Genomic DNA, 14,353 nt, shown 5'->3' on the forward strand with positions numbered 1-14,353 from the left:
GCGCTGCAGCGCGCCCGCGTGCATGGCGACCCGCGCGAGCTCGGCGCGGCACAGGCCGCGCTGGCGCCGTGGTGGCGCCAGGCCGATGCACCCGCCGATGCCGTGCTGCTGCGCGCCCGCGTTCTGCAGGCGCGGCACGAGTTCGAGCCTGCCCTGGCCGAGCTGCACCGCCTGTTGGCGCGCGAAGATCTCGCGCCGGAGCATCGCGCCCAGGCCCTGCTCGACGCGGCCGCGTTGCATCAGCTGCGCGCCGAACTAACCGAGGCTCGCGCCTTGTGCGAACAGCTTCAACCCCTGGCCGCACTGCCGGCAACTGCCTGTCTGGCCGAGCTGGCCAGCCTGTCGGGACAGGGCCAAGCGGCGGCACAAACGCTGGCCCAGCTCAGCCCGGGCCGGTCCATCGCGCCCTGGCTTGCACTGATGCGTGCCGAGCTGGCGGAACGCCTCGGCAACGAAGCCACCGCGCCTGCCCTTTACCGTGCCGCGCTGGCCGGCGAGGACGAGGTCTACACGCGCGCCGCGCTGGCCGACTGGCTGCTGGCCCGCCAGCGCGCGGCCGAGGCCCTCGTGCTGGTCGAACGCAGCCCCGATGCCGAGGCCGATGCATTGCTGTTGCGCCAGGTCATCGCCTTGCGCCAGCTCGGCCGCGATGCGTCGGCGCGGACCGCCCTGATGCGCGAGCGCCTTGCCGCCGCCGACCGCCGCGAATCGGGCAAGCATGCGCGCGAGCAGGCCCGCTTTGCCCTCGATGTCGAGCAGCAGCCACGCGAGGCCCTGCGCCTGGCTCAGCTGAACTGGGCCATGCAACGCGAGCCTGTTGATGCGGTGCTGCTGCTGCGCGCTGCCCTCGCCGCTGGGCGCGATGGCGATGCGACGCGTGAGGAACTGGCGCGCGTGCTGCGCGGCAAGGGCTGGCAGGATGCACGCCTTGCCGCTCTTGATCGGCGTTTTGACCGGAGCTTCGCGCCGTGATCCGTTGTTTGTTGTGGCTGGCGCTGCTGCTGTGCGGTGTGGCCCAGGCCCACCAGGCCAGCGAGGCCTATCTCGTCTACCGCGTCGAAGGTGCGGCGGTCGAACAGCGCCTGGACATCGCCTTGCGCGACCTGGACCGCGACCTGGCGCTGGACGCCGATGGCGACGGCAACTTGAGCTGGGGCGAGGTGCGCCAGCGCTGGCCCGACATCGAAGCGCTGGCCATGGCCGGCCTGCGCTTCACCGCCGATGGCGCGGCCTGCACGCCGCAGGACCGTCCCAAGCCCCAGCTTGACCAGCACAGCGACGGCATGCACGCCGTGCTCATCAGCCACTGGCTCTGCCGCGCCGCCGTGCATGAGCTCGACATCGACTACAGCCTCTTTGCCAGCACCGACACCGCCCACCGTGGCCTGGCCCGCCTCGTCGGCGCGGCGGGCGAGCCGCTGGTGCTGACGCCCGGCGCCGGCCCACAACGTCTGGCACTGGACAGCCGCGGCTTCGGTGGCTTCGTCGTCGAGGGCATGGTCCATATCGCCAGCGGGCTGGACCATGTGCTTTTCCTCGTCACGCTGCTGCTGGTCGCCGTCTGGCGGCGCGAGGGCAAGGGCTGGGCGCCCCGTGCCAGCGGCCGCGCCGCGCTGGCCGAGACGCTCAAGCTTGTCACCGCCTTCACTCTGGCCCACTCCATCACCCTGGCGCTGGCGGCCAGCGGCGCCATCGACCCGCCGACCACCGTCGTCGAATCGCTGATCGCGCTGACCGTGCTGCTCGCCGCGCTCGACAACCTGCGGCCCTTTGTGCCTGGGCCGCGCTGGAGCATGGTCGGCCTCTTCGGCCTCGTGCACGGCGTCGGCTTTGCCGGGCCGCTGAAGGACCTGGGCCTGCGCGGCAGCGAACTGGTGCTGCCGCTGCTGGGCTTCAACCTCGGCGTCGAGCTGGGACAGCTTGCCGTCGTCGCGCTGCTGCTGCCACTGGCCCTGATGCTGCGCTCGGCGACCATCTACCGGCGCTGGATCGTGCCCGGTGGATCCAGCGCTGTCGCCGCGCTGGCCCTGCTCTGGTGTGTCGAGCGCAGCTTCGGGCTCAGCCTGCTGCCTTGAGCGGCCGCAGGCGGCTGCGCAGCAACGCCAGGTCGAAGCGGTAGAACACCGCCTGTATGCCGCGGCCCGATGCGCAAGTCGACAGCGCATCGTCGCCTTCGTGCATCCCGTCAGCCGTATCCCGCGCACCCAGGCAAGCCAGCCCGGGCGGCAGCTGGGCCAACAGCATCTGGGCCATGATGAGGCTGTCGGCATCGCCGACGAGGGCTTGGAGCGGGATGTCGACACTGCCGGCGGCGTCGTCCAGGTGCGTGGTCAGTGCCTGCTCCAGCCGCGCGCTGACGCCCAGCATGGCAGGCTCGGTGGCAAAGGCCATCGCGTCGGTGTCCAGCAGTGCGCTGATCAGGACGGCCATACAGCCTCCTGGCGCAGGTCGCTGCGCAGCGGTGTGATGCGGTAGCTGTAGCCCGGGCGCATCAGCAACTGCGGGAAGGCGCAGCGGCTGAAGCCATCGCCCACGACGTCGCCGGAGCGGTCGTGCAGCATCTCCCAGTAGAAGCCGAAGACCTGTGGCGGCTGGCGCCGCAGACGCGGCAGGCCGCAAGCCGGGCGGCTCGCATGAGGAATCCAAAGATTTGGCACGGCATGCTCCCCGGGGCACACACAAGCGGCCCCTACATGCACAGACGCGCAAATCCGCGCGACCCGGTCACGCCGGCATGCACAAGCTAGGGGGAGGAGGTCAGCCTGCGGCGATGCCGGCGGTCACGTGACCCGCGGGCACGTGGGCGGCCGCACTCGTGACATGGCCGACCTGATCGTCGAAGAAGAAGTCGGGCTCGAACTCGCGCAGGAATTCCCCCTTGGCCAGGCCGCCGAGAAACATGGCCTCGTCGACCTCGATCTGCCAATCCATCAGCGTGCGGATGGCGCGCTCGTGAGCCGGTGCGCTGCGCGCAGTGACGAGGGCCGTGCGTACCTTCATGCCGTTGGCGTGTGAATGCTGCAGCCGGTGCAGCGCCTCCAGCATCGGCTTGAAGGGCCCGGCCTGTAGCGGCAGGTGGGCGCGCTGCAGTTCATGCTCGCGAAAGGCCGCCAGGCCGTCGCGCTGGAACACCTGCTCCGCTTCGTCGGAGAACAGCACCGCGTCGCCGTCGAAGGCAATGCGCAATTCCTTGGGATGCGCTGCCGAGGCCCGCGCCGCCAGCGGCATCACGCGCGCTGCGGCCACGCCGGCGCCGAGGGCTTGGCGCACATCGGCCTCGTTGGTGGACAAAAAGAGCTGGGCCGACAGCGGCTTCAGGTAGCGCCAGGGCGAGGCGCCACGCGTGAACACGCCGCGCTCGATGGGCAGGCCGTAGTGCTTGGCCGAGCGGAACACGCGCATGCCCGAGATCGGGTCGTTGCGCGACAGCACGACGACCTCCACCTGGGGCGTACCGCCGGCGTTGAAGGCCAGCAGTTTCTCCACCAGCGAGAAGGCCACGCCGGGCGGCGCCGGTTCGTCCAGGCGCTGCTGCTGCAGGGCCATGTAGGCATGGTCGTCGCCGGCCTCGAAGACCTCGTTCTCGGCCTCGAAGTCGAAGAGGGCGCGTGACGAGATAGCGACGACGAGTTGACCGGAGAGCGTGGCTGGCATGGCGGTCGATGATAGGGCTCGACGCCCGGGCCACGCCTTCCTAGACTCGCCGCGTTTTCAACTCGAAAGACTTGCCCATGCGCGCTGCTGCCCTTGCCATGCTGCCCATCCTCGCCGCCTGCGCCAGCAAGCCGGTGCCGCCTCAAGTGCCTGCCGCGTTGCAGCCCCCTGCCGGGCAGGTGCTGCAGCTCGAGGCGTTGGCCCAGGGCTGGCAGATCTACGAATGCCAGGCCAAGGCCGATGGCAGCGGCACCGCCTGGGTCTTCAAGGCGCCCGAGGCCACGCTGGCCGACCGCGCGGGGCGGCCGCTGGGCAAGCATTACGCCGGTCCGACCTGGGAGGGGCTGGATGGCAGCACGGTCGTCGGCGAGGTCAAGGCCCGCGACCCGGGCCCGGACGCGAAGGCCATCCCCTGGCTGCTGCTCGCGGCCAAGAGCAATGGCGGCAGCGGCGTCTTCAGCACGACGAAGAGCGTCCAGCGCGTCACGACGGTCGGTGGCGTCGCGCCCGCCGAGGCCTGCACGGCGCCAGGCCAGGTCGTGCGCGTCACCTACACGGCGACCTACTACTTCTACCGCTAGATCACGGCCAGCGCGGTGGCGAGGTCGCGCCGCAGGTCGTCCGTGGCCTCGATGCCTACGGACAGGCGCACCAGCGAGTCCGTGATGCCCAGCCGCGCCCGCGTCTCGGGCGGAATGGAGGCGTGGGTCATCAAGGCGGGCAGCGAGATCAGGCTCTCTACGCCACCCAGGCTCTCGGCCAGCGTGAACAGCTCTACGCGCTGCAGAAAGCGGCGCGCACCGGCCAGGTCGGCCTTCAGCGCGACGCTGATCATGCCGCCGCCGCCGCGCATCTGGCGCTTGGCCAGGGCGTGCTGCGGGTGGCTTTCCAGGCCGGGGTAGAGCACACGCTCGACCTGGGGCTGCGCGGCCAGCCAGGTCGCCAATTCGGCGGCGCTGGCGTTGTGCCTCTCCATGCGCAATGCCAGCGTCTTGAGGCCACGCAGCGCGAGGAAGCTGTCGAAGGGCCCGGCCACCGAGCCGACGGCGTTGTGCAGAAACTCGAGCTTCTCGCGCAGCTCGGCCTGGCGCGGCTCTCCACCCACGACCGCAATGCCGCCGATGACGTCGCTGTGGCCGTTGAGGTATTTGGTCGCCGAGTGCACGACGAGGTCGAAGCCCAGTTCCAGCGGGCGCTGGGCCCAGGGGCTGGCGAAAGTGTTGTCCGCCACGGCCAGCGCGCCGTGCTCGCGGGCGACGCGGGCTATGGCTGCCAGGTCGCTCAGGCGCAGCAGCGGGTTGCTGGGCGTCTCGATCCAGATCAGCTGGGTGTCAGGCTGCAACGCAGCGCGCACGGCCTCGGTGTCGCGGCTGTCCACATAGGTCACGCGCAGGCCGGCGCTGTGCTTGCGCACCCGCTCGAACAGGCGATAGCTGCCGCCGTAGAGGTCGTCACCGGCGACGATATGGGCGCCAGCGGGCAGGGTGTCGAGCACCGTGGCCATGGCCGCCAGCCCGGATGCGAAGGCATAGGCCTGGGCGCCGCCTTCGAGGTCGGCGACGGCGCGCTCCCAGGCCTGGCGGGTCGGGTTGTGGGTGCGGCCGTACTCATAGCCGGTGTGCTCGCCGGGGCCATGTTGGCGGTAGGTGGAGCTGACCGAGATGGGCGGCATGACGGCGCCGGTGACGGCGTCGGGTGACTGACCGGCGTGGATGACGCGGGTGTTGAAGTCCAGTTGTTGGTCGCTCATCGCGCGACCTCCTTGCGCAGATGGTTGATGAGATCGAAGCGGGTGACCAGGCCGTGGAAGCCGGCGTCGTCGGCGATGACGGCGACGAGGCCGCGGCGCAGTTGCTCGTTCAGCTCGGTGAGCGACGCACTGGGCGCCAGCGTGATGACGTCGGTGTTCATCGCGCTCTGCACCAGGGCGCCAAACGCGGCCGCGTCGGCATGCAGGCGCGCCAGCAGGTCGGACTCGTCCAGCAGCCCGACGAGGCGGTCGCCATCGAGCACCGGCAGCTGCGACACATCGGCCTGGCGCATGCGCGAGAAGGCGGTCTGCAGCGTGTCGTCCGGCCCGACCGACACGACGCCGCCGCTGGTCACCGGCCGCGAGATCAGGTCACGCAGGTCGCCCAGACGCGGGCGCGTCAGCAGGCCCTGGTCGAACATCCAATGGTCGTTGTAGACCTTGGACAGGTAGCGCGTGCCGGTGTCGCAGACGAAGGTGACGACGCGCTTCGGCGTGGTCTGTTCGCGGCAGTAGCGCAGCGCAGCGGCCAGCAGCGTGCCGGTGGACGAGCCGGCCAGGATGCCTTCGGCGCGGTAGAGCTCGCGTGCGGTGGCGAAGCTGTCGGTGTCGCTGATGCTGTAGGCGGTGCGCACGGGCCCCAGGTCGGCAATGGGCGGGATGAAGTCCTCGCCGATGCCCTCCACCGCCCACGAGCCGGCGTCACCGAATTTGCCGGTGTCGATGTAGTCCTTCAGGATGGAGCCGACCGGATCGGCCAGCACCATCTCGATGCCGGGGCGCACGCGCTGGAAGAAACGACCGAGGCCGGTGATGGTGCCGCCCGAGCCGACGCCACAGACGATGGCGTCGACGTCATGGCCCATCTGCTGCCAGATCTCGGGCGCCGTCGTCGTCTCGTGGGCCAGCGGGTTGGCGGGGTTGTTGAACTGGTCGGCATACCAGGCGCCGGGGATTTCGCGCACTAGGCGGGCGGCCACGTCCTGGTAGTAGGCCGGGTGGCCCTTGCCGACGTCGGAGCGTGTCAGATGCACGCGGGCACCGAGAGCCTTGAGTTGCAGCACTTTCTCGGCGGACATCTTGTCGGGCACCACCAGCGCCACCTGGTAGCCCTTGGCACGCGCCACCAGGGCCAGGCCCAGGCCGGTATTGCCGGCGGTGGCTTCCACCACCGTGCCACCGGGTTTGAGCAAGCCCTCGCGCTCGGCCGTCTCGATCATGGCCAGGCCGATGCGGTCCTTGATGGAGCCGCCGGGGTTCTGGGATTCGAGCTTGAGGAAGAGCTGGCAGGGGCCGGTGTCCAGGCGCAGCACGGGCAACAGCGGCGTGTTGCCGATGAGGTCCAGCACGGCGGGCCGGGCCTCGAGCGGGAGTCGAGCGTTCATGACGAGTCGGGCCGCGGGTCGGGCGCGGCCAATTTGGGCTAGACCTCGCAGGATACGAAGGGAGGCTTCGCGCGCAATCCCGTTTTTCGCATGAGCTTGTGCGGTTTTCGACCGCGCCCCGCCGCACAAGCAAATGCGAAAAGCATCGTTCACGGCGGCTTATGTAATTCCTAGCATGCGACCACTTGTTCTCCAGGAATCCAGATGACTCTCTCCCGCCGCGTAATCACCCAGGCCTTGGTCGCTGCCGGCCTCTTTGCAGTGCAGGTCGCCCACGCCGACCAGCTCGACGACATCAAGAAGAAGGGCGAGCTCGTGGTCGGCGTGCTCGGCACCGACGAGCCCAACAGCTTCATCGACCCCAAGACGCGCGAAATCATTGGCTACGAGGTCGATCTGGCCCGCGCCATCGCCACCCGGCTGGGCGTGAAGCTGCAGATCAAGCAGCTCGCCGTCGCTGCGCGCATCCCCGAGCTACAGCAAGGCCATGTCGACCTGCTGGCTGCCTCCCTCACGCACAACAAGGAGCGCGAGGCCGTCATCGACTTCTCGCTGACCACCTTCGTCACCGGCCAGAAGGTGCTCGTCAAAGCCGATAGCGGCATCCAGAACGTAGCCGCGCTCGCCGGCAAGAAGGTCGTCACCATCAAAGGCGGCACGCAGGAGCCCAATATTCGCAAGGCCGTACCTCAGGTCGACGTCGTCACTTTCGACACCGGCCCGCAGGCCTTCCAGGCGCTGCAGCAGGGCAAGGGTGTGGCCTTTGTCAACGATGAGGTCTCGCTGCTGGATCAGCACGCCAAGCTCGGCGCGGCGTCGGCGCAGTACCGCATCCTGGAACAGAACATCAGCGTCGAGCCCCTGGCCATCGGCATTCGCAAGGGCGAGAAGCGCCTGAAGGCCGAGGTCGATGCCGCGCTGACCGGCCTGGAGAAGGGTGGCGAGGCCGACAAGCTGTTCGTCAAGTGGTATGGCCCGGACACACGTCTGAAGTTCCCCAAGCGCACCTTCAAGATCGACAGCGACAAGGTCGAAAGCTGATTCGTCGGTCTGTCTGATTGCAGCCGCCGCCTCACGAGGGCCGGCGGCTGCCTCGTTTCTGGTGAGCCCCCCAATGCCCGTCCTTTCCTTTGCCCCGCTGCTGCAGGGCGACTACCTCACCTGGCTGCTGCAAGGCCTGCGCCTGTCGCTGCTGCTGACCGGCCTGACGCTGCTGACCGCGCTGCCTTTGGCTGTCTTCATCGCGTTGCTGCGCCTGTCACCGTGGCGCGCGTTGCGCGTCATCGGAGAAGGCTATGTCGAGGCCGTGCGCTGCGTGCCGCTGCTGGTACACATGCTGTTCTGGTACTTTGGCGTGCCGGAGCTGCTGCCCGCCGGCATCAAGGAAAAGGTCTACGCCGGCAATATCGAGGTCTTCAGCGCCTGGGCCGCGCTGACGCTGTACACGGCCGCCTACATGAGCGAGGACATCCGCTCCGGCGTGCGGGCCGTGCCGGGCGCGCAGCTGGACGCGGCGATGGCCCTGGGCTTCAGCTTCCTGGCCGGCATGCGCCTGGTGGTGCTGCCGCAGGCCCTGCGCATCACGCTGCCACCGCTGCTGTCACAGACGCTCAACCTCTGGAAGAACACCAGCATCGCCACCGTCATCGGCGCGGCCGAGCTGATGACGCAGGCCCAGCGCGTCGAGTCGGCGAGCTTTCGCGGCTTCGAGACCTTTGCCCTCGTCACGGTGGCCTATCTGTCGGTGTCACTGGTGCTGACCGGCCTGGCGCAATGGGCGCTGCACCGCGTATCGCCGCAGGGGGCACGGCGATGAGTGAACTCGTCGACACCTACTGGCTCTACTTCCTCGTCGGCCAGTACCCGCACGGGCCGCTGGGCGGCCTGGCGCTGACCGTGATCCTCGCCACACTGGGCCTGGTGCTCGCGCTGCCGCTGGGCATCCTGCTGGGCCTGGCCCGCTTCAGCCCGAATCGCTGGCTGCGCCTGCCGGTGACCGGCTGGGTCTGGGTGGTGCGTGGCACGCCGCTGCTGATGGTGGTGTTCTGGGCCTATTTCTTCCTGCCCACGGTGACCGGCCACAAGACCGACCAGTTCAGCACCATGCTGGTCGCGCTGATCGTCTTCGACGCCGCCTATCTTGCAGAAATCGTCCACGCCGGCCTGCAGGCCCTGCCGAGGGGCCAGCTGCAGGCGTCAATGTCGCTGGGCATGACGCGCGGCCAGGCGCTGCATTCGGTGCTGCTGCCCCAGGCCTTGCGCCACATGCTGCCCTCGCTGATCAACCAGTTCGTCGCAACCATCAAGGAGACGTCGCTGGGCACCATCATCGGCCTCTCCGAGCTGTCCTTCATCGCCAACCAGATCAACGCCCAGGTGCTGGTCAAGCCGGTGGAGATCTATCTGACGCTGGCGGGGTGCTACTTCGTCATGTGCTTCGGGTTGACGCGCATCGCCAAGCTCGCCGAACGACGCCTCGCGGCCGTGTAGTGCCTTACCCAGCGACCGTCGTGGAACCGGCTTTGCCGGGCCACTGACGGTTGCCAAGGCCAGAGGCCTTGTCCTTCGCCAGGCACAAACAGTCCTCAGGACTGTTTGTGTCCGGGCTCAGCCTCCTTGAGGGGGCCGCAGCTTCGCTGCGGTAGGGGGTGGTCTATTTCACCCAGGTGTTCAACTGAATGATCGGCAGCAACACCGCCAGCACGATCAGCAGCACCACCGCGCCCATCGCCACGATGAGCAGCGGCTCCAGCAGCGTGGCTGCTGCCATCGAGCGGCGCTGCACCTCGACGCCCAACTGGCGCGCCGCGCGGCTCAGCATCTCGGGCAGTTGGCCCGTCTGCTCGCCCAGGCGGGCGAACATCGCCAGGATGCCGGGAAAGCGCTTCTTGCCGGCCAGGGCCGAGCCGAGCGGCGCGCCTTCGCGAACCTGCACGAGGGCGTCCAGCGCATCGGCCTGCATGGCGCGGTTGGACAGGGTCTCGGCCGCCGCCTGCAGCGCCTTCAGGATGGGCACGCCGGCACCGGCCAGCATGGCCAGCGTGCCGGCAAAGCGAGCGGCGTTGTAGCCGCGCGCCAGTCGCCCGACCAGGGGCAGGCCGAGGATGCCCGCGTCGAAGCGCAGCCGGAAGGCCGGCGCCTTCAACGCGAAGCGCAGCGCCACGCCGCCGGCGACGAGGACGGCGAGCATGGCCCAGCCCCAGCTGCGCACGAAGTCGCTGACGGCGAGCATCGCGACCGTCAACGCGGGCAGGGCGCGCTTAGAGCTGGTGAACACGGTCGCGATCTGCGGCACCACGTAGGTGACGAGGAAGATGACGATCAGCACCGAGATGAAGGAGACGATGGCCGGGTAGGCCATGGCGCCGATGAGCTTGGCCTTCAGGTCCTGGCGCTCCTCGAGGTCGTCGGCGAGCTTCTCCAGCACCTGGCCCAGCGCGCCGCTCTGTTCGCCGGCAGCCACGACGCCGCGATAGACCTCGTCGAACTCGCGCGGCGCCAGGCCCAGCGCCCGCGCGAAAGTCGAGCCGGCATTGACCTCGGCCTTCAATTGCGAGATCAGCTCGCGCTGCTTGGTGTCCTCGCTCTCGTCGGCCAGGGCCGTCAGCGCACGCTCGATGGGCAGGCTGGAGCCGACCAGGCCGGCGAGCTGGCGCGTCCAGACGGCCAGCGCCGTCGTGCTGAAGACGCGGCGGGTGAAGCGGCTGCCTTCCTGGGTGCCGTGCTGTTGCACCATCTCGATCGACAGTGGCGTCAGGCCTTGCGCACGCACCATGGCACGCGCCGCACGCGGGTTGTCGGCCTCGATCAGGCCGCTGCTCTGGCGGCCGGCGTCGGTGAGGGCTTCGTATTTGTAGGCCGGCACGTTGGGTCAGCCTATTCGCGCGTCACGCGCAGCACTTCTTCGAGCGACGTCACACCGGCGTCGATCAACCTTTCACCGTCCTCGCGCATGGAGCGCAGGCCGTTGGCCTCGGCGGCGGCCTGCAGCTGGCTCTCCGGCGCTCGGTTGTGGATGAGGCTGCGCACGGCTTCGTCGGCCACCATCAGCTCATACACGCCTGTGCGGCCCTTGTAGCCCGTGTGACCGCAGGCATCGCAGCCGACGGGGTGCCAGCGGTCATGGTCGTCCTGGCGCTTGCAGACGGGGCACAGCCGCCGCACCAGGCGCTGGGCCAGCACGCCGAGCAGCGAGCTGCTCAGCAGGAAGGGCTCGACACCCATGTCGGTCAGGCGCGTGACGGCGCTGGGCGCGTCGTTCGTGTGCAGCGTGGCCAGCACCAAGTGGCCGGTCAGCGAGGCCTGGATGGCAATCTGCGCGGTCTCGTAGTCGCGGATTTCGCCGATCATGATGACGTCCGGGTCCTGGCGCAGGATGGCGCGCAGGGCCTTGGCGAAGGTCAGGTCGATCTTGCTGTTGACCTGGGTCTGGCCGATGCCGGGCAGCTCGTACTCGATCGGGTCCTCGACGGTCAGCACATTGGTCGTGCTGGTGTCGACGGTCTGCAGCGAGGCGTACAGCGAGGTCGTCTTGCCCGAGCCGGTCGGGCCGGTGACCAGGACGATGCCGTGGGGCTGCTGCACCAGCTTCTTGAAGGCGGTCAGCACGTTGCCGTCCATGCCCAGGCCTTCGAGCGTGAACTTGGATTCGCTCTTGTCCAGCAGGCGCAGCACCGCGCGTTCGCCGTGCGCCGAGGGCAGGGTGGACACGCGCACGTCGATGGCGCGGCCGCCGATGCGCAGCGAGATGCGGCCGTCCTGCGGCAGGCGCTTCTCGGCGATGTCGAGCTCGGCCATGATCTTCAGCCGCGAGATCAGCGCGGCGTGCAGGCCACGGTTGGGCTGCACCACTTCGCGCAGCGTGCCGTCGACGCGAAAGCGCACCGACGAGGCGCGCTCATAGGGTTCGATGTGGATGTCGCTCGCGCCGTCCTTGGCCGCCTGGGTCAGCAGGGCGTTCAGCATGCGGATGATGGGCGCGTCGTTGGCCGCTTCGAGCAGGTCTTCCACCGCCGGCAGGTCCTGCATCATGCGCGACAGGTCCACCGCGCTCTCGACCTCGCCGACGACGACGGCCGCGCTGCTCTCGCTGCCAGCGTAGGCCGCGTTGATGCGCTCGGCCAGCGACGTAACGGCTTCGGATTCGAGCCGGTCCACCGCGTACTGGCGCTGCACCTCGGACAGCGTGGCCCAGCCGACCTCGGGCGGCGCCCACAGCGTCAGCGTGCTGCCGTCGTCCTCCAGCAGCACGGTGTTGGCCTTGGCGAAGGCGTAGGGCAGGGGGTGGCGGGTGGCGGCCATGGATCGATCGCTTACTGTGGCGATTGCTGCGGCGATTGCTGCTGCTGTGGCGGTGGCTGCAGCGACGGTTGCGGCAGCGCCTTGTTCGGCGGCGAAGTCTTGGGCTCGGGCAGCACCGGCGCGCCGGTGTCCGGCAGCACGAGGCTCTTCTGCGGCTGGCTGAGCTGCTGCACGCCGCGGATGCTTTCGTAGCGGTCCAGCGTCAGCTGGTTGGCGCTGTCGGCGTTGCGCATGACGACGGGGCGCAGGAAGACCATCAGGTTGGTCTTCACGCGCTTGCGGCTCTTGCTGCTGAAGAGGTTGCCGATCAGTGGGATCTTGGACAGGCCCGGCACGCCGTCGTCGCCGTCGGTGTACTCGTCCTTCAGCAGACCGCCGAGCACGATGATGTCGCCGTCGTCGACGACGACGCTGGTCTCGATGGCGCTCTTGTCCAGTGTCGGGCCGGTGGTGCTGTTGGAGCCGGGCACCACGGAAGAATTCTCCTGGTAGACCACCATGCGCACCGTGCCGCCTTCGCCGATCTGGCTCTTGATCTTCAGCGTCAGGCCCACGTCCTTGCGGTCCACGGTCGTGAACGGGTTGACGGTGCCACCGGTCGTCGTGCCGCTGGCGTAGGAGCCCGTCACGAAGGGCACGTTCTGGCCGATGACGATGCGCGCTTCCTCGTTGTCCAGCGCCACGAGGTTGGGCGTGGACAGCACGTTGGCGCCGCTCTGGCTTTCGAAGAAATTGGCCACGGCGCCGAGGGTGTAGAAGTCGCCGACCTTTTTCAGAACGCCGATGTTCAGGCCGGTGGGCGCCGAGCCTGAACTCAGCGCCGGACCCACGGTGGAGCGGCCACCGGCGACGGCCACCGTGCCGTTGATGATGTTGGCCAGGCCCGAGCCGAAATTGGTGCCGGCGCCGGTGATGGTGCTGTCGCCCTTGTTGCCGAACAGGTTCTGCCACTGCACGCCGAACTGGGCGGCCTTGGTGTTGTCGATCTTGACGATCAGCGACTCGACGTAGATCTGGGCGCGGCGCGAATCGAGCTGCTCGATGACGGCGCGCACCTGCCGGTACAGCGGCTCGGCAGCCGTGATGATCAGCGAGTTGGTCGACGGGTCGGCCTGCACGAAGCCGCCGGTGGACGGGCCGGCTGACTGCGTCAGCGGCGTCGTCGCGGCGGTCGAGCTCATGCCGCCGGTGTTGCTGTTGGCGGCGTTGCCGCCGGTCAGCGAGGGCGAGGCGCCAGTCAGCGAGCCGCTGCCGCTGAGGCTGGATGTGCCCGAGGAACTGCCGCCACTGCTGCTGCCCGACGAGGCGGCGCCGAAGGCCGCACGCAGCACGGTGGCCAGCTTGGTGGCGTCGGCGTTCTTCAGGTAGACGACGCGGATATTGTTGCCGCCGCCATCGCCGCTGGGCTGGTCGAGCTTGTCGACCATCGAACGCACCGCGGCCAGGCGGGCCGGGTTGCTGGCGCGCAGGATGAGGCCGTTGGAGCGCGGGTCGACCAGCACGTTGACGGCGCTGCTGCTCTGGCCGGGCACGGCCCCGCCGACGGCCGCACCGCCATCGGCCAGGCGCTGCACCAGCGGTGCCAGGTCGGCGGCGACGGCGTTCTTCAGCGGCACGATCTCGATGTCGCTGGTGCCCGGCGTGTCCATCGCCGCGATGATCTTGGCGATGCGCTGCAGGTTGTCGGCGTAGTCGGTGATGATCAGGCTGTTATTGCCCGGGTTGGCATTGATGGTGTTGTTGGGGCTGATCAGCGGGCGCAGCACGGCGACGAGGTTGTTCGCGTTCTCGTGCTGGATGCGGAAGATCTGCGTCAGGATCTGGTCGCCACGCACTGCGCTGGTCTCGACGGCCACCGAGCCGGCCTGCAGCTTGGCGTCGGGCTCGGGCAGTACCTTCAAGAGGCCGGCCGTCTCGACGACGGTGAAGCCCAGGCCGCGCAGCGCTGCGAGGTAGTTGAGGTAAGCCTCGCGCACCGACACCGGCTGCTCGCTGTAGACCGTGATCGTGCCCTTGACGCGCGGGTCGATGATGATCTGGCGGTCCAGCATGACGCCGATGGCGCGGGTGACGGCCTCGATGTCGGCGTTGACGAAGTTCAGTGTGACCGGCGAGCTGGCGCGTACGGCGGGGCCTTTGCCCGAGCCTGGCCGGCCGCGCTGCACTGTGGCGCTGTCGGGCTGGGCGAACGCGCTGCCTGCGGACGTCAGCAGCACGGAGAGCGCGGTAGCCGAAGCGACGGCGGTGCGTTGGAAATTCATGA

The 14,353-nt window shown here is 68.9% G+C and carries 14 protein-coding genes; 6 read left to right on the top strand and 8 right to left on the bottom strand.

Annotated elements, in window-relative coordinates; genetic code table 11:
• Both AC1DW0_RS15425 and AC1DW0_RS15430 read left to right on the top strand, forming a co-directional pair.
• A partial coding sequence (locus AC1DW0_RS15425) for a hypothetical protein (RefSeq protein WP_477946741.1) occupies window positions 1–972 on the top strand: 972 nt, incomplete at its 5' end.
• Complete coding sequence (locus AC1DW0_RS15430) at window positions 969–2,075, top strand: HupE/UreJ family protein (RefSeq protein ID WP_477946743.1); 1,107 nt, start codon at window positions 969–971, stop codon at window positions 2,073–2,075. The genes AC1DW0_RS15425 and AC1DW0_RS15430, both read left to right, overlap by 4 nt.
• On the opposite strand, the gene AC1DW0_RS15435 is transcribed toward AC1DW0_RS15430, so the two are convergent.
• The 3 genes from AC1DW0_RS15435 to AC1DW0_RS15445 form a co-directional block, all read right to left on the bottom strand.
• Complete coding sequence (locus AC1DW0_RS15435; protein WP_477946745.1) at window positions 2,059–2,430, bottom strand: hypothetical protein; 372 nt, start codon at window positions 2,428–2,430, stop codon at window positions 2,059–2,061. The genes AC1DW0_RS15430 and AC1DW0_RS15435 overlap by 17 nt on opposite strands.
• Window positions 2,418–2,657 carry a hypothetical protein gene (locus AC1DW0_RS15440; protein WP_157282021.1) on the bottom strand — a complete coding sequence of 80 codons (240 nt, stop codon included), beginning with the start codon at window positions 2,655–2,657 and terminating at the stop codon, window positions 2,418–2,420. The genes AC1DW0_RS15435 and AC1DW0_RS15440 overlap by 13 nt, the downstream gene beginning before the upstream one ends.
• A gap of 100 nt (window positions 2,658–2,757) precedes the next feature.
• Complete coding sequence (locus AC1DW0_RS15445) at window positions 2,758–3,654, bottom strand: 5'-nucleotidase (protein ID WP_457325153.1); 897 nt, start codon at window positions 3,652–3,654, stop codon at window positions 2,758–2,760.
• A gap of 77 nt (window positions 3,655–3,731) precedes the next feature.
• Here AC1DW0_RS15445 and AC1DW0_RS15450 point away from each other — a divergent pair, with 77 nt between their 5' ends.
• The gene (locus AC1DW0_RS15450) at window positions 3,732–4,235 is read left to right on the top strand and encodes a DUF3455 domain-containing protein (RefSeq protein WP_477946747.1); all 504 of its coding nucleotides are present in this window, start codon (window positions 3,732–3,734) and stop codon (window positions 4,233–4,235) included.
• On the opposite strand, the gene AC1DW0_RS15455 is transcribed toward AC1DW0_RS15450, so the two are convergent.
• Both AC1DW0_RS15455 and AC1DW0_RS15460 read right to left on the bottom strand, forming a co-directional pair.
• Window positions 4,232–5,404, bottom strand: a complete 1,173-nt coding sequence (locus AC1DW0_RS15455) for a trans-sulfuration enzyme family protein (protein WP_477946749.1) — start codon at window positions 5,402–5,404, stop codon at window positions 4,232–4,234. The genes AC1DW0_RS15450 and AC1DW0_RS15455 overlap by 4 nt on opposite strands.
• Window positions 5,401–6,789 carry a pyridoxal-phosphate dependent enzyme gene (locus tag AC1DW0_RS15460; RefSeq protein WP_477946751.1) on the bottom strand — a complete coding sequence of 463 codons (1,389 nt, stop codon included), beginning with the start codon at window positions 6,787–6,789 and terminating at the stop codon, window positions 5,401–5,403. Before AC1DW0_RS15460 ends, AC1DW0_RS15455 begins: the two co-directional genes overlap by 4 nt.
• A gap of 204 nt (window positions 6,790–6,993) precedes the next feature.
• Between AC1DW0_RS15460 and AC1DW0_RS15465 the strand changes: the two genes are divergently transcribed.
• From AC1DW0_RS15465 to AC1DW0_RS15475, 3 genes are all read left to right on the top strand, one after another.
• The gene (locus AC1DW0_RS15465) at window positions 6,994–7,830 is read left to right on the top strand and encodes an ABC transporter substrate-binding protein (protein WP_477946753.1); all 837 of its coding nucleotides are present in this window, start codon (window positions 6,994–6,996) and stop codon (window positions 7,828–7,830) included.
• 73 nt (window positions 7,831–7,903) lie between these two features.
• Window positions 7,904–8,605, top strand: coding sequence for an amino acid ABC transporter permease (locus AC1DW0_RS15470; protein ID WP_457325241.1), 702 nt, complete (start codon window positions 7,904–7,906; stop codon window positions 8,603–8,605).
• On the top strand, window positions 8,602–9,279 hold the full coding sequence (locus tag AC1DW0_RS15475) for an amino acid ABC transporter permease (protein ID WP_477946755.1): 678 nt from the start codon (window positions 8,602–8,604) through the stop codon (window positions 9,277–9,279). The genes AC1DW0_RS15470 and AC1DW0_RS15475 overlap by 4 nt, the downstream gene beginning before the upstream one ends.
• A 163-nt stretch (window positions 9,280–9,442) precedes the next feature.
• On the opposite strand, the gene gspF is transcribed toward AC1DW0_RS15475, so the two are convergent.
• Genes gspF through gspD form a run of 3 tightly spaced genes read right to left on the bottom strand, consistent with a single transcriptional unit; the run spans window position 9,443 to window position 14,351 of the window.
• Window positions 9,443–10,654: a type II secretion system inner membrane protein GspF gene (gspF, locus tag AC1DW0_RS15480; RefSeq protein ID WP_477946757.1), complete on the bottom strand. Its 1,212-nt coding sequence runs from the start codon at window positions 10,652–10,654 to the stop codon at window positions 9,443–9,445.
• An 11-nt stretch (window positions 10,655–10,665) separates the two neighbouring features.
• Entirely contained in the window at window positions 10,666–12,090 is a 1,425-nt protein-coding gene (gene gspE, locus AC1DW0_RS15485; protein ID WP_056203217.1) for a type II secretion system ATPase GspE, read from the bottom strand.
• Between the two features lie 11 nt (window positions 12,091–12,101).
• Window positions 12,102–14,351, bottom strand: coding sequence for a type II secretion system secretin GspD (gene gspD, locus AC1DW0_RS15490; protein WP_457350059.1), 2,250 nt, complete (start codon window positions 14,349–14,351; stop codon window positions 12,102–12,104).
• Between the last annotated feature and the right edge of the window lie 2 nt (window positions 14,352–14,353).

The organism is Roseateles sp. P4_D2 (assembly GCF_056401875.1).